A 24,526-nucleotide genomic window follows, 5' to 3' on the forward strand; every position below is an offset into this window, starting at 1 on the left:
GACTGCTGGACCAGGAAAATGAAGATCAAGAACTCGCTTAAGGCGCTGAAGGCTCGTCACCGCGATAACCGTCTGGTTCGCCGCAAGGGCCGCGTTTACATCATCAACAAGCAGAACCCGCGCTTCAAGGCTCGTCAGGGCTGATACAGGCAATCGGCTTCGGTCTCGGCCGCAGCCGATCAAATTGTCGATAACACGACAAATCGGGTTTGACCTTCGGCGCAGGCGGATTACCTTATCCGCATGCGCTATTTTCGTTTCAGTACCCTGATTCTCGCCGCGAGCCTCGCCGCTTCGTCCGCTCTCGCCCAGACCGCGACACCCAAGCCGCCCGCCGCACCACCTGCGGCCGCCCCGGTCGTTCCCGCCGTCGCCCAAAAACCTGGCAAGCCCGTGGATGCGTTGTTCGGTGCCTTGAAGCGCGAACGCAATCCGGAAAAGGCACGCGGCATCGCCAGCCAGATCATCGCCGACCTCAACGATTCGGGCAGCGCCACCGTCAACCTGCTGATGCAATGGTCTGCGACCGCCATCAAGGAAAAGCGCAACGCCGCGGCACTCGATTTCCTGGATCAGGTGACCGTGCTCGATCCAGCCTTTGCCGAAGGCTGGAACCGCCGTGCGACGCTGCACTACACGATGGGTGACCCGCGCAAATCCATGGCCGACATTGCCGAAGTGCTGAAACGCGAGCCGCGCCATTTCGGAGCGCTGGCCGGCATGGCGGGCATCCTGACGGAAGCCGGCAAGGACGAACTGGCACTGAAGGCATGGCAGGACTATCTCGCCGTCTACCCGGCCGACCGCGACGCCCAGGAAGCCGTCACCAAGCTTTCCGAAAAGCTCGCCGGCAACCGGACCTGAGCCTTCGGGCGGCACCTCGATGATGATCTTGCCCCTTGCCATCATCATTGTTGCCACCGCTTTTTGCTTCACCGCCTGGAAGACGAAGGCGATCGAGGCAGAGTTTCCGAATACCGGCGAACTGGTCGATGTCGGCGGCTTTTCCATGAATTCGCTGCATGTGCCGAAGCCGGCCGGCGCCGATCTCCCGGCGATCGTCTTCATCCATGGCGCCAGCGGCAATTTCCGCGATCAGGAGGCGGCCTTCCGTAAGGCGCTCGAAGGCCGCGCCGAAATGCTCTTCGTCGACCGGCCGGGTCACGGTTATTCCGAGCGCGGCAGGCCCGAAAACGGTTTCCCGGATGGCCAGGCAGCGGCGATCGCAAGGCTGATGGAAAAGCGCGGCATCGAGAAGGCGATCATATCAGGCCATTCCTTCGGCGGCGCGATCGCCGCGAGCTTCGGCCTCTATCATCCGGAAAAGACCGCCGGCCTGCTGTTTTTGGCGCCTGCCACCCATCCCTGGCCCGGCCGGATCGACTGGTACTACAAACTCACCGCCCGCCCGGTGGTCGGCCGGCTGTTCAGCCATCTTCTCGCCCTGCCGGCAGGCCTCATGGTGATGAAGGCCGCCACGTGCTCGGTCTTTCACCCCAACCCCTGCCCCGAGACCTATCTTCGCGACGGCGCACCGTATCTGGTCCTGCGCCCGAAAGTGTTTCGAAGCAACGCCATCGACGTCGCCAACCTTAACGGCTACGTGACGCGCGTCGCGGCGCGATATACGGAGATCACAGCACCGACGGTGATCATCACCGGCGACAGCGATGCGATCGTCGCGGAGGAGATCCATTCGCGCGGCCTTGCCCGCGATATCGCCGGGTCCGAACTCGTCTCCATCCGCAATCTCGGCCATAAGCCGGATTATCTGGCGAGCGACGTGGTGATCGTGGCAATCGAAAAACTCTCGGGCCTCCCCCGCGACCTGAAGGCCGCCGCCCACATCGCGGAAGCGCGCATTGCGCCGACAGCGGAAGACTCGGCTCCCGAAATGGATCTTTCGATCGAGAAAACCTGAGCCTTGCTCGGACGACGCCAGCCCGAAGCAAGCTGACCGTCCCAACCTCCGGCCACATGGAATCGGAGAGACGAGATGCAGATCGGCAGCATTGGCAGTGACTACCCGGCGCGGCCTGCGAAGCAGGATGGAGCGTCGGCCTCGACGGATGCCGCAACAGCCGCGTCGTCCGGTCCATCCAGCCCCAAGGACGATCTCTACGATCGCCTCGTCCATAGCCTGACCTCGCTGAAGAAGGCGAGTGACGAGGCGGAAGAACAGGCAAAGGCGCGTGCGAAGCAGAAGCTCGATGATGCCAAGCAGCAGCTCGAGTTCATGCGCCGCTGGGGGTTCGATCCGCAGGTGATCGCCAAGCAGGCGGCCCAGCTCGGCGTCATCGTTGCCGGCGCCGCCCGCGAATTCACCGAGGCCCTTGCCGGGAGCGGCGGGACTGCGCCAACGGCCCCCGCCAATGCTCTTTCCGGAGCGGAGACAGGAGAGACCATCCCGGATGCGAACGAACCGGCCACGGCTGCCTCCGCCGACGAACCGTCAGACGAGCCCGCAGCCGACAAGCCCGTCTCCCACGCCGAGCAAGCCTATCTCGACGCGATGGATGAAACGCCGCGCGAGGCGCCCAAACTGTCCCTCGACGACATCAAGACCGCGATGGAATTCAGCACCGTCGCCCGCCAGATCAAGGCACTGCTGGAAGAGGCCGCCCGCAGGCTGCGCGAGCAGAACAGCGCAGCCACGGTGCCCGGCACCGGAAGCCTCGATGCCTCCGTCAACGCCCTGACCGGCACGATCTCCGCCATGCCAACGGTGAGCATCACCGTCTGACCCACGGAAGTGCGCAACAAAAAACCGCCGGATCGCTCCGGCGGTTTTCGTTTGTCGGGGCGTTGCGCCTCAGATGCCGCTCTGGCCGTCCGAGCCGATATAGGCGATGCGCAGCATGTTGGTGGCGCCGGGCGTGCCGAGCGGAACGCCGGCCGAGATGATGATCCGGTCGCCGGGCTTGCCGAAGCCTTCCGACACCACGATGCGGCATGCGCGGTTGACCATGTCGTCGAGGTCGGTCGCGTCATGGGTGACGACGCAATGCATGCCCCAGCCGACCGAAAGCCGGCGTGCCGTCTGGACGATCGGCGAGAGCGCGATGATCGGCACTTCCGGACGTTCGCGGGAAGCGCGCAGGCCCGTCGTGCCCGACGAGGTATAGGTGACGATGGCGGACAGTTTCAGGGTTTCCGCGATCTGGCGGGCGGCAAGCGAGATGGCGTCCGCACCGGTCGCCTCGGGCGTCGCGCGCTGTGCATAGATGATGCTCGGATAAAGCGGATCCTGCTCGACCGTGCTGGCGATCGACGCCATCATCGACACCGCCTCGACCGGATACTGGCCGGAGGCCGATTCGGCCGAGAGCATGATCGCGTCGGCGCCTTCGAAAACGGCGATCGACACGTCCGACACTTCGGCGCGGGTCGGAACCGGCGCGGTGATCATCGATTCCAGCATCTGGGTTGCGACCACGACCGGCTTGCCGGCGCGCCGACACAAGCGCGTCAGCTGCTTCTGGATGCCGGGAACGGCTTCGATCGGCATTTCCACACCAAGATCGCCGCGCGCCACCATGACGGCATCGGAAAGCTCGATGATCTCGTCGATGCGCTCGAGCGCCTGGGGCTTCTCGATCTTCGACATGATGCCGACGCGGCCGCGGGCGATCTTGCGCACTTCGGCAAGGTCGTCGGGGCGCTGGACAAAGGAAAGCGCCACCCAGTCGACATCGTCGGTCGCGAGAACCGCGTCGAGGTCGATACGGTCCTTTTCGGTCAGCGCGCCGACGCCGAGCAGCGTATCGGGCAGGCTGACGCCCTTGCGGTCGGAAATGCTGGTACCGGCGACGACCTTGCAGACGATGCTCTTGCCATCGGCCTTCTCGGCCTTCAGCGCCAGCTTTCCGTCGTCGATCAGCAGCCGGTGGCCCACTTTCACAGATTCGAGAATTTCCGGGTGCGGCAGGAACACGCGGGTCTCGTCGCCGGGTTCGTCACGGCTGTCGAGCGTGAAGGTCTGGCCGGGGGTCAGCGTCACCTTGCCCGCCGCGAACTTGCCGACGCGCAGCTTCGGGCCCTGAAGGTCGGCGAGAATGCCGATCGGCCGGCCGCAGCGCTCCTCGACGGAACGGATGCGCTTGATCAGCGTGCGCATCAGGTCGTGGCTCGCATGGCTCATGTTGATGCGGAAGAGATCAGCCCCCGCTTCATGCAGCTTCTGGATCATCGCCTCTTCGGACGAAGCCGGCCCGAGGGTTGCGAGGATCTTTACTTTGCGGTTGCGCCTCATCAGTTGTGGCCTTCTTGTGTGCCAGGCGTGTCCGAAAGCTGGACCATCCAGCTTCCCTGACGGCCCGTATCATATTCCTTGAAGCCCATGCGCTGGAAGCCACGGGCAAAACAGTCATTGACGCCGACGACTTTGAACTCGTTCTCCGCGACGCACATGTTCACATTGCCGGTCCAGCGGCCGCCCCGGGCCGCGTCCTCGGCATAGAGATAATAATAACGCGACTGCAGCTCGCCCTCGATCAGCGTCGCGCAGGTGGAGGCCGGAACCTGCCACCAGCCTTCGGTGGTCCAGCCCTCCGTGGCGCGATAGCCGATCGCCACGCCGACGAGGTTCTGGGTGGCGTTGCAGACACGGAAATCCGCATGCGCGACAGTCGCCGCGAAAAGCGGAATACCGGAGGCGACCATGGCGGCAAGCGCCGGGGCGGAAACGATGGAGCGAAGAATGGCTTTGGGGGATTTTTTCGACACGGTTTCCGTCAGGACTCCATGGTTATTCGTGAAGCACTTTCTTCGCGCGGCGGAGTCGGAAAGTCAACGTAACTCTAATCGATTAGTCCGTCTCATGGCCTCAATCCAAGCTGATCGTCGCACCGGCACGGCTTGCGTCGCGGCTTTCCCCATGCCATCAACACCCGTCTCCCGACCGACCTTTCGAAACCGTTTCATTTCCGATGGCGATGCAGGACTTCATTCCTTTCGAGATCATAGAAGGCGATTATGACAGCGGCATGGTGCTGCTCGCCGACCATGCGATGAACCGCCTGCCCGTCCGCTATGGCAGCCTCGGCCTGCCGGCGAGCGCCTTCCACCGCCATATCGCCTTCGACATCGGCATCGAGGGGCTCACCCGCCGCCTGGCGGCGATGCTCAACGTGCCGGCGGTGCTCGGCTGCTTCTCGCGCCTGCTGATCGACCCGAACCGCGGCGAGGACGATCCGACCCTGATCATGAAGATTTCCGACGGGGCGATCATCCCCGGCAATCATCCGATCACGCAGGAAGAGTGGGATTTCCGCCTTGATACCTATCACCGGCCCTATCACCGCGCCGTCGAGCGCACGATTGCCAAGGCAGGTGCCTCGGGCCGTGCGCCGCTCGTCCTGTCTCTGCATTCCTTCACGCCGTTCTGGAAGGGCGTCGCCCGCCCCTGGCACGCGGCCGTGCTTTGGGACAGCGACGATCGCGCCGTGACGCCGCTCCTCCACCTGCTCGGCGAACCGGGCGACATCGTCGTCGGCGACAACGAGCCCTATGACGGGGCGCTTAAAGGCGACACGATGTACCGGCACTGCATGGTGTCAGGAACTCCGCACGCGCTTCTCGAGGTCCGCCAGGACCTGATCGGCGACGAGGCCGGCATCGCCGCTTGGGCGGAAAGGCTGGCGCCGGTCTTCAAGACGCTCAACGCCGACCCCACATTGCATGAATATAGGATCTTTCCCTCGCGCACCGGCCCCTATCCAGTCTGACGCGACACCAGGAGATGCGCCCATGAGCGAAGTCACGCCTACGGAACTGACCAGAGAGCAGCAGACCGAATTCGAGGCCGCCGCCTTCCGCCGCCTCGTCCAGCATCTGCGTGAACGCGCCGACGTGCAGAATATCGACCTGATGAACCTCGCCGGCTTCTGCCGCAACTGCCTCTCGAACTGGTATCGCGATGCCGCCAGCGATGCCGGCGTCGACCTCTCCAAGGACGCATCCCGCGAGATCGTCTACGGCATGCCCTACGAGGATTGGAAAAATCTGCACCAGGCGGAAGCCTCGGATGCACAAAAAGCCGCATTCGACGTGAACAAGCCGGCCCATGGTTGATCGATTTGCCGATTGGGCTTGACCTCGCGGCGGCTTTTCGGCAGTTGACGACCATTCATTGAAATCTACACGATCAGGAGGCCCCGATGTCTGATGCTCATGGCGTCGCCCGCGACCAGCTTCGCGCATTTATCGAGCGTATCGAACGCTTGGAAGAAGAAAAGAAGACCATCGCCGACGACATCAAGGATGTCTACGGCGAAGCCAAGGGCATGGGCTACGACACGAAGATCATGAAAAAGGTCATCGCCCTGCGCAAGAAGGACGACCAGGAGCGCATGGAAGAGGATCTGATCCTCGATACATATCTCCAGGCGCTCGGCATGATCGAGGCCCCTGCCGACCAGGATGCCGCCTGATTCTTTCCAGGCACGCAGGCCAGACAGAAAGCATGAAAAAACCCGCCATTTCGGCGGGTTTTTTATGGTCTTCGATCAGCCCGGCGATCAGTTGTTCGGGCCGCTGAACCGGTTCGGATCGATCGCCACCGTGGCGGCAACCGGCCTGAAGCCACCGCCGGAATAACCTGCCGAATATTCGTTGTTGAGGGTCCTGCTGACGACGCGCGGTGCCTTCATCGAGGCGGCCGCGTCGGCGCGATTGTTGTTGAGAGCCCATTTCGCCAGCATGTCGCCCGTCAAGCCGCCATTTGCCGTCTGCGGCGCAGACCCGGGCGCACGGCCGCCCTTGGCGGGGATCGGAAGCGCGCTTGTCGAAGCCGAGACAGGGCTGCGCGGCGCGTCGAAACCGTCGCCGAACTGCGCGCCCCTGTTGGAATGGATGACCTTCGGAGAAGCCGACGCCGTTTCAACCGGCTTCTGGACCGGCATGGGAGCTGCCGCCATTGCCGGCGCAGGCTGGGCCGGAGCAGCAGGCTGGGTTGGAGCAACAGGCGTGGGCACCGCCGCCTGACGCGGTTCGACACTCTGGGCAAGCGCTGCAACGAGGGCCGGCGTCAGCTCCTGCTGTTCCTCAGCCTTGGCGGCGGGAGCGGCAGCGGCGATGTTCGGCCTCTGACTGGGAAGTGGAACGGACGAAACATCCTCCGGCGGCTGCATCGGACCGACGGACGCGGTCATCACGCCGCTTTCTGCATCACCCTTGAAGCCCCGCGGTCCAAGCAGCGTCGGAACCGGAATATTGTAGGTGGAAAGATCGGCAAAAGTTTCGCCGCCGGGCTGGGCCGGAGCGGACGCCTGCAGGGCGAGCGCTTCCTGGGCAGGGTTGCGCGCCGGAGAATAGAGCGCGGTGGCAAGCCCGCCGCTATCCGAACGGAAGGCCGGACGCGAAAGCGGTACGGGCGCTGAAACCATCTGCGCCTGCGCCGGAGCCTGGGCCTGGTTCTGCATCTGGCCCGTCAAAGGCGAAGCCGAGGCAACTGCGACAGGAGCTTCGCCCTCGTCGTCCGCAGCAGGCTTTGCAGCCGGAGCCGCACGCCGCGCCACGGCTGGAGCAGCGCTTTCCTCGTTATCTTCCTCCTCGTCGGCACCACCGCCGCCGAACAGGAATGCCAGAAGGTTAGGCTGACGCTTGCGTTCCGAGTCGCCTCTGATGCCGCGACCGGCAGTGCTGGCGATCTGGATCGAATCCGAGCCGACACGCCGCTTGTAATCCGCCATCGCCGTTTCGTAGCCGGGAAGTGGCTTGCCGTCGGCGGGAAGATGGATCGTATTACCGTTCGGGAAGATCTGCACCAGTTCCTGGCGCGTCATGCGCGGCCAGGCACGAACGCCGCCGACATCGAGATGCACGAAGGGCGAACCCGAGGTCGGGTAATAGCCGACGCCGCCGACCTGCATCTGCATGGCGAGCCCGCGCAGCGTCGAGAGCTTCACGCCCGGAATGTAGAAATCCATGGCCTTGCCGAGCATGTGCTGGCTGTTCTTGGCGACACCGGTGGTGCGCGAACGGGTGCGCAGCATGTTGTTGGTGGTCGGCGAACGATAGGCGGAAACCACGTGGATGTAATCGGAGGCGCCGGAACGGCGATAGACTTCCCAGACGAGGTCGAAGAGCCGCGGGTCCATCCTGGCCGGTTCGTTGCGGCGCCAGTCGCGCAGGAACTGGTTGATCTGGGCGAGGCCCTTGGGATCGAACTTGCCGTTCCGCTTGAAGGTGATGACGGCTTTTTCGCCGGTATGGACGAAATAGAGCTTGAGGCTTTTTTCCTGGGCTGCAGCACCGCTTGCGGAGACCGAAAGCACGGGCAGCGCCATCAACACCAGCAGGGTGACGGCCATGACGCGCCGGGTCAAACTGACAAAAAACCCAGCTTTGCCGCCGCGCCTTTTCTCACCCGAAGGCGTTTCTTTTGCATACTGATCCGGCAAAACGATCCCCGTCCTGTCGACAACGTCCCACGTTGCCTCAAATGACTGTCAATTGCGGTGACACGATGGCAAATGTGCCACACATGTACAACCTTCTCCCATATAGTCAACAATTGACTAATCAGAGATTGACAGACGTTGACAGGACATCCTTGCGCGAAGGTTAACACAAGCTAATACATTAGGAATTACGCGGCTTCCTTCAGGGGATCATCGGGATCGATGCCGTAATCCTTGAGTTTGCGGTAAAGTGTCGAGCGTCCGATGCCGAGTTTACGGGCAACCTGGCTCATCTGGCCGCGATAGAACTTCAGGGCAAAGCGGATCAGCTCCTCCTCGACATCCGCAAGCTTCCTCACTTCGCCGGTCTCGTCGGTGCTGACGATGACGTTTTCCTGGGGATAAGCGGCGGCGAGCATCGCCTTCGCATCCGGTCTGCCGGCCCGAGCCTTGTCGTTATTGGCAAAAACCGGCGAATCGGCAAGCGCCTCGCGCATGGCGTAGTCGGACAGGACACCCGGTGCGGGCATGACGGCGGTCGCCGCCAGTTCCGCCTGCCTAAATTCCGGGATCTGCGCCGCGATCTGCGGAAAATCGTCTTCGGTGAGCTCGTTGCCCTCGGCAAGCACGACGGCGCGGAACACGGCGTTTTCGAGCTGACGGATGTTGCCCGGCCAGTCGTAGGCCGTCAGAAGCGCGAGCGCCCCGGCGCCGACCGACAGCGTCCTGTTGAGCTTCTGTTCGGTCGAGAACCGCTCGGCAAACACGCGGGCGAGATGCGGAATGTCTTCCTTGCGGCGGCGCAGCGCCGGGATGGTGATCGGGAAGACGTTGAGGCGATAATAGAGGTCTTCGCGGAAGCGGCCGGCCCGGACCTCCTCGATCAGGTCCTTGTTGGTGGCCGAGATCAGCCGGACATTGACCTTCTGGACCTTCGAGGCGCCGACGGTCTCGACTTCGCCCTGCTGCACGGCGCGCAACAGCTTCACCTGGACGTCGAGCGGCAAATCACCGATCTCGTCGAGGAAAAGCGTGCCGCCATCGGCTTCCACGAACTTGCCGGTATGTTTTTCCGAAGCGCCGGTAAAGGCGCCCTTCTCATGGCCGAACAGGATGCTTTCCACCAGATTGTGCGGAATGGCGCCGCAGTTGACGGTGATGAACGGCTTGCCGGCGCGGTCGCTGTTCGACTGGATGGCGCGGGCGATCATTTCCTTGCCGACGCCCGATTCGCCTTCCAGCACCACCGGGATGTTGGAATGGGCGGCGCGCTGCGCGAGATCGATGACGCGCAGCATGTCGGGGCTTGCCGAGATGATATCGCCGAAGCCGACGGCACCGGCGCGATGGCGGCGGCCGACACGGGCCTTCGATTCCTTCTGGTCGAGCTTCAGCGCATTGGTGATCGAGGCGCCGATCCGTTCCGGCGACACCGGCTTCACGACGAAATCGAAAGCGCCGGCGCGCATCGCCTGCACCACGTATTCGATGCTGCCCTGTCCCGTCTGGACGATGACCGGCGTTTCGATGCCAAGTTCGCGGATAGCCGCGAGGAAGGTGAGGCCGTCCATTTCCGGCATCATCAGGTCGAGCACGATGACATTGATGTCGGTCGCGGTGCGCTTCAGGAACTCCAGCGCCGCCAGTCCGTTTTCGGCAAGATGGGCGGCATGGCCGTAACGTTCAACCGCATTCTTCAACAGGCGACGCTGAATAGGATCGTCGTCGACAACGAGGATTTGCGCAATCATGCTCGGCTCCCACCAATGGTCATCATGGCCTTTTTAGGCTGTTATGCCGCTGGTTGTGTCAGAAAGCCTTGAACATCCCCTTTTGAGAAAAGCTTGCATTTTAACGGCCGGCAAGGAAAACAGGCACAACAGGTTGAGAAGGAAAAAGCGATGAGAATGTCCGCACCCGCCCTCCCCGAAATTCTGGCCGCGCCCACCGCGGGCGCTGCTGCCTCCGACCCCGCGCTCGGCCTCCTGCCGGTCTGGAAGCTCTCGGACCTCTACGAGGCCAAGGACGCCCCGGCCTTCACCGCCGACATGGAAAAGGCGAACAAGCTCTCGATCGCCTTCGAGGAAAAATGGAAGGGCCGGCTTGCCGAAGCCGCGACGAAAACCGGCGCCGGCGGCATCGGCGAAGCACTTCAGGAATACGAGGCGCTCGACGATCTGCTCGGCAAGATCGGCTCCTTCGCCGGCCTCACCTATTTCTCCGATACGTCGAGCCCGGCCAACGGCAAGTTCTACGGCGATGTGCAGGCCAAGCTGACCGACCTCTCCTCCCACCTGCTGTTCTTCGCCCTGGAACTCAACCGGATCGACGACGCGGTGATGGACGCCTGCATGGACCGCGACCCGGCCGCCGGCCACTACCGCCCCTGGCTCGTCGACCTCAGGAAAGACAAGCCCTTCCAGCTCGAAGACAAGCTGGAACAGCTCTTCCTCGAAAAGTCGATGACCTCTGCCGCCGCCTTCAACCGTCTCTTCGACGAGACCATGGCCGAGCTCCGCTTCGAGGTCGACGGCGAACAGTTGCCGCTGGAAGTCGCCCTCAACATGCTGCAGGAACCTCAGCCGGAGATCCGCGCCAAGGCGGCTGCAGCCCTGTCCAAAACTTTCGGCGATAACCTGCGCGTCTTCACGCTGATCACCAACACGCTCGCCAAGGACAAGGAAATTTCCGACCGCTGGCGCGGCTTCGAGGACATCGCCGACAGTCGCCATCTCGCCAACCGCGTCGAACGCGAGGTCGTCGATGCGCTTGCAGAGGCCGTCAGGCAGGCCTACCCGCGGCTTTCGCATCGCTACTACGCGATGAAGGCGAAGTGGCTCGGCATGGACCAGCTGAATTTCTGGGACCGCAACGCGCCGCTGCCGGAAACCCCGAACGCGCTGATTTCCTGGACGGAGGCGAAGCACACCGTGCTCGACGCCTATCGCGGCTTCGCGCCCGAAATGGCCGATATCGCCAGCCGCTTCTTCGAGGAGGAATGGATCGATGCGCCGGTGCGGCCGGGCAAGGCGCCGGGCGCCTTCGCGCATCCGACGGTGCCGTCCGCCCACCCTTACGTGCTCGTCAACTACATGGGCAAGCCGCGCGACGTGATGACGCTCGCCCACGAACTCGGCCACGGCGTCCACCAGGTGCTGGCCGGCGATCAGGGTGCCCTGATGTGCCAGACGCCGCTGACGCTTGCCGAAACCGCTTCCGTCTTCGGCGAAATGCTGACCTTCCGCGCGCTGCTGGAAAAGACCACCGACAAACGCGAACGCAAGGCCATGCTCGCCCAGAAGGTCGAGGACATGATCAATACGGTCGTGCGCCAGGTCGCCTTCTACCAGTTCGAGCGCAAGGTCCACACGGCCCGCAAGGAAGGCGAACTGACTGCCGAGCAGATCGGCGAACTCTGGCTTTCCATCCAGGGCGAAAGCCTTGGACCGGCGATCAGGATCTCGGAGGGCTATGAAAGCTGGTGGACTTATATCCCCCACTTCATCCACTCGCCCTTCTACGTCTACGCCTATGCCTTCGGCGACTGCCTGGTGAACTCGCTCTACGCGGTCTACCAGAACGCCGCTCCGGGCTTCCAGCAGAAGTATTTCGAGCTTCTGAAGGCCGGCGGCACCCAACATCACTCGGAGCTGCTGAAGCCCTTCGGCCTCGACGCCACCGATCCGTCCTTCTGGTCCAGGGGCCTGTCGATGATCGAAGGCCTGATCGACGAGCTGGAGGCTCTGGACAAGGCTTGAGGCATTCCCTTAATGCACGCCCATGCCCATAATACACTGCCATGAATGAGAAAGCGCCCTTCGCGCTCTTTCGCGACGACCCCGCCGGCCGGAGCCTCGTCTTCGACCGGCCGAAGGAAATCGTCACGGCCCGGACCGCCACCGAGGTGCTGCCCGCACTTCGGCGCCTGGAAGAGGCGCGCCTCGCCGGTCAGTGGCTGGCGGGTTATATTTCCTATGAGACCGGTTACGTCTTCGAGGACAAGCTCCGGCCGCTGATCGTCGACGACCGGCCGACGCCGCTGATCGCCATGGGCATATTCGACAAACCCTCGGGCAACGAACATCCGCTCGCCGGACCGCCCGGCACGATCGTGGACGACGGTTCTTCGCAAGGTTCCTTCCTCAGCGAGCCGCGTGCCGGCTGGGATTTTGCGACCTACCAGGAACGGTTCGACAGGCTTCACCAGCACTTGCGCAACGGCGACTGCTACCAGGCAAACCTGACCATGCCGGTCGCGGCACGCTGGCACGGCGATCCGCTTTCCGCGTTCTGGTCCCTCGTCGCCCGCCAGCCGGTGCGCTACGGCGCATTCGTCGACCTCGGCGGCCCCGCCATCCTGTCGCGTTCGCCCGAACTGTTCTTTTCGGTCGATGCGGATCGTTTCATCGAAACCCATCCGATGAAAGGCACCGCCCCGCGCGGCCCGACCGTGGAGGAAGACGAGGCGATCATCGCGGAAATGCTCGCCGACGAAAAGACGCTCGCCGAAAACCGGATGATCGTCGACCTTTTGCGCAACGATATTTCGATGATCAGCGAGGTCGGTTCGCTGTCGGTTCCGAAATTGTTTGAAATTGAGACCTATCCGACCGTCCACCAGATGGTGAGCCACGTGCGGGCGAAGCTGCTGCCCGAGATCGGCTTTCCGGACATCCTTGCCGCGCTCTTTCCCTGCGGTTCGATCACCGGAGCGCCGAAAATGTGGGCCATGCGCATTCTCGCCGATCTCGAAAGGGAACCGCGCGACGTCTATTGCGGCGCGATCGGCTGGTGCGATCCGGCCGGCCCGATGCGTTTTTCGGTGGCCATCCGCACGATCACGCTTTTCAACGACGAAAAAGCCGTCTTCAATGTCGGCGGCGGCATCGTCTTCGACTCGAAGGCCGAGGCCGAGTATGACGAGTGCCTGTTGAAGGCACGCTTTGCGGTGGGCGACCAATGGATTTCTCGCTGATCGAAACAATGCGCTGGGAACCGGGCAATGGCTTGCTCCGGGTCGACCAGCATCTGCGCCGGCTCAGCCGCTCGGCGGATGCCTTGGGTTTCCGCCAGCCCCCGGCGGATACGCTGAAACAGCTTAAAGCGGCTGCAGCCGGCGGCGAAACGCCGCTCCGCGTCCGCCTGGTGATGACCTACCGCGGCAAGATCGAGATCACCACGACGCCGTTCACGCCCCTGCCCGCCGATACGCTGTGGCGGATTCAGGTCGCCAGGACGACGCTTCCCTCCGACGACCCGACCTATCGCCACAAGACCTCTCGGCGCGAGATCTATGAGGCCGCCCGCGCCGAGTTTTCACCCGAAGAGGCGGACGAGGTTATCCTTCTCAACGAGCGCGGCGAAGTCTGCGAAGGCACGATCACCAATGTCTTCGTCGAACAACCGGACGGCTCGCTGCTGACCCCGGCGCTGTCGAGCGGGCTCCTGCCCGGCATCCTGCGCGCCGACCTCATCCGTGAGGGCAAGGCAAAAAGCCAGGTCCTGCGCCTCATCGACCTCGAAAACCGCCGCTTCTTCGTCGGCAATTCTCTGCGCGGCCTGATCGCCGCCGAACTCGTCGCCCAGACGGCGCGATCGGAAATGCCGGCGGAAGCCCCTCGTCCTGCCGCCCGCGCCGCGAAAATGGCCCGGGCAGGCCGGTAATGACCACGCCCAGCGCCCTCGCGGATCATCTGCTTGGGCTCGAGCTTGCCTTGCAGAGCCGCGAGGTCCGCAATTCCGAGGAAAAGCTGCGCGAACTGCTGGCGCCGGAATTCCGCGAATTCGGCCGCTCCGGCCGCGCCTATACGTTCGACGATATCGTCACCCACCTCGTGGCCGAGACAGAACCGGGCAACACGTCGATCACCGACTTCAGCGCCACGATGCTGAGCGACACGATCGCGCTCGCCACCTATCGCGGCACCCGCATCAACGACGACGGGAGCAGGCTCCTTGCCAACCGAAGCTCCGTCTGGCGCCTCGACCCGGATGGCAAATGGCGCATGGTCTTTCACCAGGGCACCGCGACGGAGTGATCTTGCGGAAATGGTTTGGCCTAGCCGGGTTTCCCGACCCTTCTGCAACTCGCAGCGACACCGCAGTCGCGCCCACCGCGATCGAACAACGCTGTCGATTCGTCTGCCGAAAATCGACAGGCTCTTTATTGTGACGAAGTTTTATGATCTAGAGCGCCGCGAATTGCCCGAGTGCAGCCTTTAAATTTCCATTCCACTGCCGAATAAGCGGGGCAGCGGCCCGAGAAGGCCGCGATCAAGGAGAAAGACATGTCAGAGACTACCTATCCGGTTTATGGCGAAATCACCGGTCCGATCGTGATGATCGGTTTCGGCTCGATCGGCCGCGGCACGCTGCCGCTGATCGAACGCCATTTCAAGTTCGACAAGAGCCGGATGGTCGTCATCGACCCGCGCGACGAACCCTCCGACATGGAGATTCTCAAGAAGCACGGCGTCCGTCACATCAAGGAATACGTGACCAAGGAGAACTACAAGGAACTCCTGAAGCCGCTCCTGACCGAAGGCAAGGGCCAGGGCTTCTGCGTCAACCTGTCGGTCGATACCGGCTCGCTCGACCTGATGAAGCTCTGCCGCAAGCTCGATGTTCTCTACATCGACACGGTCGTCGAGCCCTGGCTCGGCTTCTATTTCGACAAGAACATGAAGAATTCCGAGCGCACAAACTATGCGCTGCGCGAAACCGTTCGCAAGGAAAAGGCCAAGAATCCCGGCGGTGCGACCGCCGTTTCCACCTGCGGCGCCAACCCGGGCATGGTCTCCTGGTTCGTCAAGCAGGCGCTGGTCAACCTCGCCAACGACACCGGCCTGAAGTTCGACGAGCCTGATCAGCACGACCGCGAAGGCTGGGCGAAGCTGATGAAGAAGCTCGGCGTCAAGGGCGTCCACATCGCCGAACGCGACACCCAGCGCACCAAGCACCCGAAGCCGCTCAACGTGTTCTGGAACACCTGGTCGGTCGAAGGCTTCATTTCCGAAGGCATGCAGCCGGCCGAACTCGGCTGGGGCACCCATGAGGAATGGATGCCGAAGAACGGCAAGAAGCACAAGAAGGGCAACAAGGCCGCCATCTATCTCGAACAGCCGGGCGCCAACACCCGCGTTCGCAGCTGGTGCCCGACGCCCGGCCCGCAGTATGGCTTCCTCGTCACCCACAACGAATCGATCTCGATCGCCGATTATTTCACGGTGCGCGACAAGGACGGCGAAGTGACCTTCCGCCCGACCTGCCACTACGCCTACCATCCGGCCAATGACGCGGTTCTGTCGCTTCACGAGATGTTCGGCAATGGCGGCACGCCGCAGCCGGTCCACCACGTTCTCGACGAGGACGAGCTGGAGGACGGCATCGACGAACTCGGCGTGCTGCTCTACGGCCACGAGAAGAACGCCTACTGGTTCGGTTCGCGCCTGTCGCTCGAAGAAACCCGCCGTATCGCGCCTTACCAGAACGCCACCGGCCTGCAGGTGACCTCCGCGGTTCTCTCCGGCATGGTCTGGGCACTCGAAAACCCGACCGCCGGCATCGTCGAGGCCGACGAGATCGACTACAAGCGCTGCCTCGAAGTGCAGCTGCCCTACCTCGGCCCGGTCGAAGGCCACTATACCGACTGGACCCCGCTCGACGGCCGCCCGGGCCTTTTCCCGGAAGACATCGACACCAAGGATCCGTGGCAGTTCAAGAACATCCTGGTTCGTTAATCTCGCGAACGGGTTCGCTGATTTCGCGAACGGGTTCGCTGAACCGATAAAATACAATGGAAACCGCCTGCCTTGCCGCAGGCGGTTTTTTGCATGTTGAAAGCTCTTGCCTTTTCAAGGCCACATCTTGCGTTACATAGGGCGATGGCGGCAAGGTTTGCCAACCTGAGCCGGACCGAATCGCGGGAGACTGATCATGAAATTTAAAGTGAGCTTTGCGCTCATCGCCGCAGCCAGCTTGACCGCCTGCGTTTCTTCCCCTCCGCCGCAACAGATGGCGGCCGTGCAGCCGCAGGGCGTCGAAGGAAGCTGGGTCGATCCGAACGGCATCGTTTCCTCGTTCCAGGCCGGCACGTTCAACACCCGTTCCAGCGACAGCAACACGCTGCTCGCCTCGGGCACCTATACCAGCCTCTCGCCGACGCTGGTCGAGATCAACATGACCTCGCTGGTGCGCAAGACCCAGTCGCGTGTCAACTGCTCGCTGGTCAGCATCAACCAGCTCAACTGCACGCAGGATAGCGGCGCCCAATTCTCGCTCTCCCGCCGCGGCTGAAACAATCCGTCATCGAACAATGACTGGAAATTCCGGAACCCCGCTTCGGCGGGGTTTCTCGCATTCGGCGCTGAGAAAACTTACACGCGCACCTTTGTCATATTTCCCCTTGAAACCACTTTGCCTTGATGAAAACATGCGTTGCACAACGACTGTCACGGTGGGACGGTAGAACAGTCGGAGTCAGGCGGCAGAGAGCCGACCAATAAAAACAGGAGAGAGAACAGATGAAGAAGACATTGAGGCTCGGGCTGCTGACCGCTTCGGTCATGGCTCTTTCAAGCGGCGCGGCATTTGCCGATTTCGAACTCAATATCCTGCACATCAACGACTTCCATTCGCGTCTCGAATCCATCAACGCGACGGATTCCACCTGCTCGGCCGAGGATGAAGGCAAGGGCGTATGCTTCGGCGGCGCGGCCCGGCTGCTGACTGCGATCAACCAGACGCGCGACGCGCTGAAGGCTGAGAACAAGAACGTCATTCTCCTCAACGCCGGCGACAACTTCCAGGGCTCTCTCTTCTACACGACCTACAAGGGTGCGGCCGAAGCCGAAGCGCTGAACGCCATGAAATTCGACGCCATGACCGTCGGCAACCATGAATTCGACGACAGCGACGACGTGCTCGCCACCTTCCTCGACAAGATCCAGTTCCCGGTCGTCACCGCCAACGTCGTGCCGAGCGCCGCCGCCAAGATCGGCAACCGCATCAAGCCGTCGCTGGTGCTGACCGTCGGCGGCCAGAAGATCGGCATCGTCGGCGCCGTCACCAACGACACCCCCGAGATCGCCAATCCCGGCCCGAACATCACGATCGCCGACGATGTCGCGAAGATCACCGAAGCCGTGCAGGGCCTGAAGGCTCAAGGCGTCGACAAGATCATCGCGCTGACCCATGTCGGTTACCCGCGCGATCTCGCCTTGATCGCCAAGATCCCGGATGTCGACGTCGTCGTCGGCGGCCACACGCATACGCTCCTTTCGAACACCGCCAAGGATGCCGCAGGCCCCTATCCGACCTGGTCGGACAATCCGGGCGGCTACAAGGTGCCGGTGGTCCAGGCCTATCAGTATTCGAAATATCTCGGCGACATGAAGGTCGTCTTCGACGACAGCGGCGTCGTGAAGAGCGCCGAGGGCAATCCGATCCTGGTCGACAAGGCCTTCCAGCCGGACGCAGCTTTCGCGGCGCGGGTGACCGAGCTCAAGAAGCCGATCGAGGACATGAAGAAGAAGGTCGTCGGCGCATCCGAAGCCGTGATCGACGGTGACCGCCGCGTCTGCCGCGCCAAGGAATGCTCGATGGGCAACCTCGTCGCCGACGCGATGCTCGAGCGCACCAAGGGCCAGGGCATCACCATCGCCATCCAGAACGGCGGCGGCCTGCGCGCCTCGATCGACGCCGGCGAAGTCACCCAGGGCGAGGTCGTCAGCGTCCTGCCATTCCAGAACACGCTCGCCACCTTCCAGCTGACCGGCGCCGATGTCGTCAAGGCGCTGGAAAACGGCGTCAGCCAGATCGATGACGGCGCAGGCCGTTTCCCGCAGGTCGCCGGCCTCAAATATTCCTTCGACAAGTCGAAGCCGGCCGGCTCCAAGGTCAGCGACGTGCAGGTCAAGGACGGCGACAAGTTCGTACCGATCGACCCGGCCAAGACCTATGGCGTCGTCACCAACAATTTCATGCGCGCGGGCGGCGACGGTTACGCCATCTTCAAGACCGGCGGTAAGAACGCCTATGACTACGGCCCGGACCTCGCGGACGTGACGGCGGAGTTCGTGGCTGCCCGCAACCCCTACAAGCCCTATACGGACGGCCGTATCACCGACCTGACCCCGGCAAGCTACACCCCGCCGCCGAAGCCCGCGCCCGCCGCTCCGCCGGCACCGGCTGCGTCTGCCCCTGCAGCACCCGCACCGGCGGCACCTGCTCCGATGGCCGCCGCGCCCGCCAGGCCGGCGCCGGCAGCACCGACCGCCTCCGCACCGGCCGCTCCTGCGGCTCCCGCGCCGGCCGCCCCTGCCCCGAACAGCATGGCCGCAGCTCCGGCAAAGCCAGCGCCGGCAGCTCCCGCCGCTCCGCAGCCGGCCGGCCCGACCAAGTATACGGTCGTCAAGGGTGACTCGCTCTGGGATATCGCCGAAAGCCACTACGGCACCGGCGAGGAATGGACGAAGATCGCCGAGGCCAACAAGTTGCGCCGCCCGAACCACATCGAGATCGGCGCCGAGCTGGAACTGCCCGCCAAGTAACGCCGGCCAGCGACATCCCGACCCCACCAGGGTCGGGTCCGCGACTTCAGACAACGGGCCGGGACAATTTGTCCCGATCCATATACCGGCCCGGGCTTTCCCGGGCCGTTTTTTATTCCTAAATGATCCGGAAAGGCGCCCGCCCCCGTATCGGCTTCATCCGATCTTTGAAAGGTCACCATGCATCCGCATTCCGCCCACATGCCCTCCGATCATCCGAAGGTGAGTTTCGGCAAGGTCGGCGTGCTGCTCGTCAACCTCGGCACCCCGGACGGTACGGATTACTGGCCGATGCGGCGATACCTGGCGGAGTTCCTCTCCGACAAGCGGGTGATCGAATGGTCGCGGCTCTACTGGTATCCGATCCTCTACGGCATCGTGCTCAACAAGCGGCCGCAGAAAGTCGGCAAGGCCTATGAGGCGATCTGGAACAAGGATTTGAACGAGAGCTACCTGCGCACCTATACCCGCAGCCAGGGCGAGCTGATGGCCGAGCGGCTGAAGGACCTGCCAAATGTCGCCGTCGACTGGGCGATGCGCTACGGCAAGCCGTCGATCGCCGAGCGCATCGACGCGCTGAAGGAAAAGGGCTGCGAGAAGATCCTCCTCTTCCCGCTCTATCCGCAATATGCGGCCTCCACCACCGCGACCGTCAACGACAAGGCCTTCGAACACCTGATGAAGCTGCGCTGGCAGCCGGCGTTACGCACCGTGCCGCCCTATCACGACGAGCCTGCCTATATCGAAGCGCTGGCGAACTCCGTCAGGGCGAAATACGAAGCACTCGACTGGGAGCCGGAAATGCTGATCGCCTCCTTCCACGGCATCCCGCAATCCTATTTCAAGGCGGGCGATCCCTATTACTGCCATTGTCAGAAGACGGCGCGGCTCCTGAAGGAGGCGCTTGGCTTCACGGACAAGAATTTCATGATCACCTTCCAGTCCCGTTTCGGGCCGGAGGAATGGTTGCAGCCCTATACCGACAAGACGGTCGAAAAACTCGCCCATGACGGCATCAAGCGGATCGCTGTGATGAACCCCGGCTTCGTCTCCGACTGTCTGGAAACGCTCGAAGAGATTGCCGGCGAGGCGGGCGAGATCTTCCTGCATCACGGCGGCGAAAAATTCGCGCATATCCCCTGTCTGAACGACAGTCCGGGTGGCATGACGGTGCTGGAAACGGTGGTCCGCCGCGAACTTCAGGGCTGGGTGTAAGCCGGCTCATTCCAGCCGCCCCCGATCTATTGCCTCTCCGGCTTCAGCGCTTTCAGCGGGCCGGCAGGTCGATCACATCGCCGTCTGCCGGAATCAGCAGGCGCGATGGGCCGATTCCCGCCGAGTGAGCCGCCTCGCGCAGATGTGCACGCGAAACGGTGGCATGATCGAGCGCCTCCATATGCGCCGCAACAACCGTGGCCTCAGGCGCTGACCGGCACAGCTCGATCGTTTCCGCCGCATCCATGACGATGAGGTCGCCATCCCAGAGGGCGCCGCAGGAATGGCTGACGATGACATCGGGCACGACGCGCTCCACCGTCTCCAGTACCGGCGGATAAAGGACCGTATCGCCCGCCCAATAAATTAGCGGCTCACCGGGCGCGGCAAACATCAGTCCCATCACCGATCCCATCTTTTCCCGGACCGGACCAAGCCCGTGGCTGCCCTCACGGCGCGTGATCGTGATGCCTTGCCAGACGAGCACCCCCTCGAGCGGCTCTACATCGGTAAAACCTTCTGCAGCGATCGTCGCCTCATCGCCCGGCTGACAGATCAGCGGCAGATGTTTTGGGACACGTTGTTTGGCCACAGAATCGAAATGGTCCGAATGGAGATGGGAGACGATCACCAGTTCGACACCCTGCAAGACCTCCTCCACCGAAAGCGGCAGGTCCGTCAACGGATTAGCGGATTTGCCGGTATAGGACGGCAGGCTGTGACGAGGTGCGAAATAAGGATCGATCAGGATGCTGCGGCCCGCATAAGAAAGCTTGAGCGTCGCATTGCGGATCAATTGAAGTTTCATCGAGGCACCTCATGCGGGAAGAATGCGAAGCCTAGGCCGGTTGGCCGTGATGGTCCAATGACTGTTCTAGATGAGACAGCCACTCTATCAACGCGTCTCCTCGGCCCTGAATCCTTCCGTCGCCGCCCTCCAGAAATCCGGATCCTCGTACTCGGTCGGATCTTCGATGCCAGCGAGGTGGAAAGCCTCTCGCCGCTCGACACAGGTGCCGCAGCGGCCGCAATGGCGGGCACCGCCCTTGTAGCAGGACCATGTCTCGGCGAACGGCGTAGCATGACGGGCGCCGTCCGTGACGATATCGGCCTTCGACCCGTTGACGTAAGGCGCAAGCAGACGGACCGACGCATAACCGTCGAGCGCGTGATCCTGCATCGCCTGGAAGGCGTCGATGAAACCGGGGCGGCAGTCGGGATAGATGAAATGGTCGCCGCCATGCACGGCGATCGCCACCGCATCGGCGTTTCGCGCCGCCGCCACCCCGAAGGCGACCGACAGCATGATCGCATTGCGGTTCGGCACCACGGTGACGCGCATCGTCTCCTCGGCATAATGCCCATCCGGCACGTCCACGTCGTCGGTCAGTGCCGAGCCGGTCAACCGGCTGCCGATGCCGCGCATGTCGATGATCTCGTGAAACACACCGAGCCGCACGGCGCAGGCGGCGGCGAAATCGAGTTCCTTGCGGTGCCGCTGGCCATAGTCGAAGGAGATCAGGCCCAGCAGCTGCCGTTCGGCGGCAATCCTGTGGGCGAGCGAAACGGAATCCAGTCCGCCGGAGCAGACGACGATGGTTTTCATGGGCTTTCATCCTTGTTTTGACCGGGTAGGCTGCGACCGGGTGTTCGAACCCGCTTCCTAGACCGGCAACGCGTCCTTGTGAATAACCCGGGCGTCATCGACAGCGGTCGGGCTGTCATTTCTTCCCTGTAAAGAACGTGCTAACTCATCACGTGTGATCTGGCGGACTTACCGCCTGCAATGGAGGAATGTCATGAACTTGGGCGGCCTGGGTGGCTTCGATATCGTCGTGATCGGCGTCGTTCTGCTGATCATCCTGGTCCTGTTCGCCGGGATCAAGACCGTGCCGCAGGGTTATCGCTACACCGTGGAGCGCTTCGGCCGCTATACGCGCACGCTGGAGCCCGGCCTCAACATCCTGACGCCCTTCATCGAGCGCATCGGGGTGCGCATGAACGTCATGGAGCAGGTCCTCGACATCCCGACCCAGGAAGTCATCACCAAGGACAATGCCAGCGTCTCCGCCGACGCAGTCGCCTTCTATCAGGTGCTCAATCCGGCCCAGGCCGCCTACCAGATTTCCAACCTGCAGAACGCCATCCAGAACCTCACCATGACCAATATCCGCTCGGTCATGGGCTCGATGGATCTCGACGAACTGCTCTCCAATCGCGAAGTCATCAACGAACGCCTGCTGCGCGTCGTCGACGAGGCCGTCGGCCCCTGGGGCATCAAGGTCACCCGCGTCGAGATCAAGGACATCCAGCCGCCGGCCGACCTCGTCGAATCGATGGGACGGCAGATGAAGGCCGAGCGCGAGAAGCGCGCCCAGATCCTCGAGGCCGAAGGTTCCCGCAGTGCCCAGATCCTGCGCGCCGAAGGCGCCAAGCAGGCAGCGGTTCTCGAGGCGGAAGGCAAGCGCGAGGCCGCGTACCGCGAGGCGGAAGCTCGCGAGCGTCTGGCGGAAGCCGAAGCCAAGGCGACCCAATCCGTCTCGCAGGCGATCGCCGCCGGCGACGTGCAGGCGATCAACTATTTCGTGGCGCAGAAATACATCGAGGCGCTGGCGGCGATCGGCAAGGCACCGAACTCGAAGATCGTGCTGATGCCGCTGGAGGCTTCGTCGGTCATCGGTTCGCTCGGCGGCATCGGCGCCATTGCAAAGGACGTTTTCGGCGATGGTTCCGGGCCCGCAGCACCGCCGCGCCCGCCGGCCGGCCCGCGTCCCCAGCCCGGCCCGCGCACCACGCCGGTCCTCAATCCGTTCAACCCGAATTCCTCAGAGACCTGAGCCATGCTGCATGATGCTGTGGTCAATCTCGGTCCCTGGAGCTGGTGGATATTGGGCGTCGTCCTTCTCGCCGCCGAGCTCGCGGCACCCGGCGTCTTCCTGATCTGGATCGGTGCTGCCGCGATCGTCATCGGCGTGCTGTCTCTGGCGCTCTGGGACGCGGCCTTCTGGACCTGGCACGTCCAGCTCCTGCTCTTCGCGGTGCTTTCCGGCGCCTTCGCACTGGCCGGCCGCCGCTTCTATTCCAGCCGCAACCAGGCGACGGACGAGCCCAATCTCAACCGGCGCGGCGAAAGCCTGGTCGGCCGCACCGCAACTCTCCACGAACCGATCGCCGAGGGGCGCGGACGCATCCGGCTCGACGATACATGGTGGTCGGTAATGGGACCGGACCTGCCGGCCGGCACGCAGGTGAAGGTGGTGGCGGCGAGCGGACGCGACCTGACGGTCGAAGCGGCGTAGTTCTTCCGGCCGAAAGCGGCTCGGAGCCTGACTGGTATCAGGCGACGCCGACGCGCAGCAGATCGTGGAAGTGGACGATGCCGACCGGCTTGCGCTCCTCATCGACGACGAGCAGCGCGCCGATGCTGTGCTTGTTGAGCAGCGCCATGGCCTTCGTGGCAAGCGTTTCCTTGCTGACGGTCTTCGGGTTGTGCGTCATCACGTCGTCGACCCGCGTTTCGCGCAGATCGAGATGAAGGTGCCGGGAAATATCGCCATCGCTGATGAAGCCGCAGAGGCTGCCATCCTCATCGACTATGCCGACGCAGCCGAAGCGCTTGCGCGACAGTTCCTCGATCGCCTCCAGCATGAGGACGCCCTTTTTGACCAGAGGCATGCGATCGCCGGTATGCATCAGGTCGCCGACATGGGTGAGCATCGCTCCGAGCTTGCCGCCCGGATGGTAGACGCGGAAATCGGTTGCCGAGAAACCGCGTGCTTCGAGCAGCGCCACGGCAAGCGCGTCGCCCATCGCAAGCTGCATCAGCGTCGAGGTGGTCGGCGCCAGACCGTGCGGGCAGGCTTCCTGTTCCTTGGGCAGCAGCAGAACGACATCGGCCTCGCGGGCGAGCGTCGAAATTTCGCCCGATGTCATGGCGATCAGCGGAATGGAGAAGCGGCGGGTGAAGGAAACGATGCCTTGCAGTTCGGCGGTCTCGCCGCTCCACGACAGAGCCAGCACCACGTCGCCCGAGCCGATCATGCCGAGATCGCCGTGATTGGCTTCGACGGGATGCACGAAGAAGGATGGCGTGCCGGTCGAAGCGAGGCTGGCGGCGATCTTGCGGCCGATATGTCCGCTCTTGCCGATGCCGGTCACGACGACCCTGCCGTCGATGTCGCCGATCAGTTCCGCTGCCTTGCGGAAGGCGTCGCCAAGACCGTTCTGAAGCGCCAGTTCCAGCGCATTAAGCCCTTGTTTCCCGAAGGAAATCGTCCTCAAGGCGGAATCGACAAGGTCGTTCTCGACCAGTTGCAAAGCTCTCTTGATCATGGGCAAGCCTTAACTCTTTTCACCCAT

The 24,526-nt window shown here is 63.0% G+C and carries 23 protein-coding genes and 2 pseudogenes; 17 read left to right on the forward strand and 8 right to left on the reverse strand.

The window, feature by feature from the left end:
- Window positions 1-18 precede the first annotated feature (18 nt).
- The 4 genes from ykgO (at window position 19) to ACSQ3G_RS14350 (ending at window position 2,743) form a co-directional block, all read left to right on the forward strand.
- Window positions 19-144 (forward strand): type B 50S ribosomal protein L36, encoded by a 126-nt coding sequence (ykgO, locus tag ACSQ3G_RS14335; RefSeq protein ID WP_003497670.1) that lies wholly within the window; start codon window positions 19-21, stop codon window positions 142-144.
- Between the two features lie 99 nt (window positions 145-243).
- Complete coding sequence (locus tag ACSQ3G_RS14340) at window positions 244-864, forward strand: hypothetical protein (RefSeq protein WP_436110507.1); 621 nt, start codon at window positions 244-246, stop codon at window positions 862-864.
- A 19-nt stretch (window positions 865-883) separates the two neighbouring features.
- On the forward strand, window positions 884-1,921 hold the full coding sequence (locus ACSQ3G_RS14345; protein WP_436110508.1) for an alpha/beta fold hydrolase: 1,038 nt from the start codon (window positions 884-886) through the stop codon (window positions 1,919-1,921).
- Window positions 1,922-1,996: 75 nt separating this feature from the next.
- Entirely contained in the window at window positions 1,997-2,743 is a 747-nt protein-coding gene (locus ACSQ3G_RS14350) for a hypothetical protein (protein ID WP_436110509.1), read from the forward strand.
- Between the two features lie 69 nt (window positions 2,744-2,812).
- Here the strand turns inward: ACSQ3G_RS14350 and pyk are convergent, their stop codons facing one another.
- Both pyk and ACSQ3G_RS14360 read right to left on the reverse strand, forming a co-directional pair.
- Entirely contained in the window at window positions 2,813-4,252 is a 1,440-nt protein-coding gene (gene pyk, locus ACSQ3G_RS14355; protein ID WP_105421935.1) for a pyruvate kinase, read from the reverse strand.
- Complete coding sequence (locus ACSQ3G_RS14360; protein WP_436111717.1) at window positions 4,252-4,662, reverse strand: DUF1036 domain-containing protein; 411 nt, start codon at window positions 4,660-4,662, stop codon at window positions 4,252-4,254. Before ACSQ3G_RS14360 ends, pyk begins: the two co-directional genes overlap by 1 nt.
- Window positions 4,663-4,934: 272 nt before the next feature.
- On the opposite strand from ACSQ3G_RS14360, the gene ACSQ3G_RS14365 reads away from it, so the two are divergent.
- The 3 genes from ACSQ3G_RS14365 to ACSQ3G_RS14375 all read left to right on the forward strand — a co-directional run bounded on the left by ACSQ3G_RS14365 (window position 4,935) and on the right by ACSQ3G_RS14375 (window position 6,431).
- Entirely contained in the window at window positions 4,935-5,726 is a 792-nt protein-coding gene (locus ACSQ3G_RS14365) for an N-formylglutamate amidohydrolase (RefSeq protein WP_436111718.1), read from the forward strand.
- A gap of 22 nt (window positions 5,727-5,748) precedes the next feature.
- The gene (locus tag ACSQ3G_RS14370) at window positions 5,749-6,072 is read left to right on the forward strand and encodes a DUF1244 domain-containing protein (protein ID WP_436110510.1); all 324 of its coding nucleotides are present in this window, start codon (window positions 5,749-5,751) and stop codon (window positions 6,070-6,072) included.
- Window positions 6,073-6,158: 86 nt separating this feature from the next.
- Window positions 6,159-6,431: a DUF2312 domain-containing protein gene (locus ACSQ3G_RS14375; RefSeq protein ID WP_007752220.1), complete on the forward strand. Its 273-nt coding sequence runs from the start codon at window positions 6,159-6,161 to the stop codon at window positions 6,429-6,431.
- A gap of 87 nt (window positions 6,432-6,518) precedes the next feature.
- Here ACSQ3G_RS14375 and ACSQ3G_RS14380 read toward each other — a convergent pair whose 3' ends face one another.
- The 3 genes and pseudogenes from ACSQ3G_RS14380 to ACSQ3G_RS14390 all read right to left on the reverse strand — a co-directional run.
- On the reverse strand, window positions 6,519-8,312 hold the full coding sequence (locus ACSQ3G_RS14380; RefSeq protein WP_436110511.1) for a peptidoglycan L,D-endopeptidase MepK: 1,794 nt from the start codon (window positions 8,310-8,312) through the stop codon (window positions 6,519-6,521).
- A gap of 278 nt (window positions 8,313-8,590) precedes the next feature.
- Window positions 8,591-8,767: pseudogene (locus tag ACSQ3G_RS14385) on the reverse strand (helix-turn-helix domain-containing protein); the annotation flags it as partial.
- A gap of 197 nt (window positions 8,768-8,964) precedes the next feature.
- A pseudogene (locus ACSQ3G_RS14390) lies at window positions 8,965-10,153 on the reverse strand (sigma-54-dependent transcriptional regulator); the annotation flags it as partial.
- A 150-nt stretch (window positions 10,154-10,303) separates the two neighbouring features.
- Between ACSQ3G_RS14390 and ACSQ3G_RS14395 the strand changes: the two are divergent.
- From ACSQ3G_RS14395 to hemH, 8 genes are all read left to right on the forward strand, one after another.
- A complete protein-coding gene (locus tag ACSQ3G_RS14395) occupies window positions 10,304-12,160 on the forward strand; it encodes a M3 family oligoendopeptidase (RefSeq protein ID WP_436110512.1) in 1,857 nt (618 codons plus the stop codon).
- Window positions 12,161-12,201: 41 nt separating this feature from the next.
- The gene (locus tag ACSQ3G_RS14400) at window positions 12,202-13,377 is read left to right on the forward strand and encodes an aminodeoxychorismate synthase component I (protein ID WP_436110513.1); all 1,176 of its coding nucleotides are present in this window, start codon (window positions 12,202-12,204) and stop codon (window positions 13,375-13,377) included.
- Window positions 13,362-14,066 carry an aminotransferase class IV family protein gene (locus ACSQ3G_RS14405; protein WP_436110514.1) on the forward strand — a complete coding sequence of 235 codons (705 nt, stop codon included), beginning with the start codon at window positions 13,362-13,364 and terminating at the stop codon, window positions 14,064-14,066. The genes ACSQ3G_RS14400 and ACSQ3G_RS14405 overlap by 16 nt, the downstream gene beginning before the upstream one ends.
- Window positions 14,066-14,440 (forward strand): nuclear transport factor 2 family protein, encoded by a 375-nt coding sequence (locus ACSQ3G_RS14410; RefSeq protein ID WP_436110515.1) that lies wholly within the window; start codon window positions 14,066-14,068, stop codon window positions 14,438-14,440. The genes ACSQ3G_RS14405 and ACSQ3G_RS14410 overlap by 1 nt, the downstream gene beginning before the upstream one ends.
- A gap of 249 nt (window positions 14,441-14,689) precedes the next feature.
- Window positions 14,690-16,141: a homospermidine synthase gene (locus ACSQ3G_RS14415; RefSeq protein ID WP_105421919.1), complete on the forward strand. Its 1,452-nt coding sequence runs from the start codon at window positions 14,690-14,692 to the stop codon at window positions 16,139-16,141.
- 196 nt (window positions 16,142-16,337) lie between these two features.
- On the forward strand, window positions 16,338-16,697 hold the full coding sequence (omp10, locus tag ACSQ3G_RS14420; RefSeq protein WP_105400189.1) for an outer membrane lipoprotein Omp10: 360 nt from the start codon (window positions 16,338-16,340) through the stop codon (window positions 16,695-16,697).
- A 227-nt stretch (window positions 16,698-16,924) separates the two neighbouring features.
- Window positions 16,925-18,952, forward strand: a complete 2,028-nt coding sequence (locus ACSQ3G_RS14425) for a 5'-nucleotidase C-terminal domain-containing protein (protein WP_436110516.1) — start codon at window positions 16,925-16,927, stop codon at window positions 18,950-18,952.
- 180 nt (window positions 18,953-19,132) lie between these two features.
- Window positions 19,133-20,167 (forward strand): ferrochelatase, encoded by a 1,035-nt coding sequence (gene hemH, locus ACSQ3G_RS14430; RefSeq protein WP_436110517.1) that lies wholly within the window; start codon window positions 19,133-19,135, stop codon window positions 20,165-20,167.
- Window positions 20,168-20,219: 52 nt separating this feature from the next.
- Here hemH and ACSQ3G_RS14435 read toward each other — a convergent pair whose 3' ends face one another.
- Together ACSQ3G_RS14435 and queC are read right to left on the reverse strand one after the other, a co-directional pair.
- Complete coding sequence (locus tag ACSQ3G_RS14435) at window positions 20,220-20,975, reverse strand: MBL fold metallo-hydrolase (RefSeq protein WP_436110518.1); 756 nt, start codon at window positions 20,973-20,975, stop codon at window positions 20,220-20,222.
- A gap of 87 nt (window positions 20,976-21,062) precedes the next feature.
- Window positions 21,063-21,773, reverse strand: coding sequence for a 7-cyano-7-deazaguanine synthase QueC (gene queC / locus ACSQ3G_RS14440; RefSeq protein WP_436110519.1), 711 nt, complete (start codon window positions 21,771-21,773; stop codon window positions 21,063-21,065).
- A 193-nt stretch (window positions 21,774-21,966) separates the two neighbouring features.
- Between queC and ACSQ3G_RS14445 the strand changes: the two genes are divergently transcribed.
- Window positions 21,967-23,004 (forward strand): SPFH domain-containing protein, encoded by a 1,038-nt coding sequence (locus ACSQ3G_RS14445; RefSeq protein ID WP_046634717.1) that lies wholly within the window; start codon window positions 21,967-21,969, stop codon window positions 23,002-23,004.
- Window positions 23,005-23,007: 3 nt separating this feature from the next.
- The gene (locus ACSQ3G_RS14450; protein ID WP_105421896.1) at window positions 23,008-23,466 is read left to right on the forward strand and encodes an NfeD family protein; all 459 of its coding nucleotides are present in this window, start codon (window positions 23,008-23,010) and stop codon (window positions 23,464-23,466) included.
- Between the two features lie 37 nt (window positions 23,467-23,503).
- Here ACSQ3G_RS14450 and ACSQ3G_RS14455 read toward each other — a convergent pair whose 3' ends face one another.
- Window positions 23,504-24,499 (reverse strand): KpsF/GutQ family sugar-phosphate isomerase, encoded by a 996-nt coding sequence (locus tag ACSQ3G_RS14455; RefSeq protein WP_436110520.1) that lies wholly within the window; start codon window positions 24,497-24,499, stop codon window positions 23,504-23,506.
- Window positions 24,500-24,526 lie beyond the last annotated feature (27 nt).

This window comes from Neorhizobium tomejilense (genome assembly GCF_964254135.1).
Lineage (GTDB): Bacteria > Pseudomonadota > Alphaproteobacteria > Rhizobiales > Rhizobiaceae > Neorhizobium > Neorhizobium tomejilense.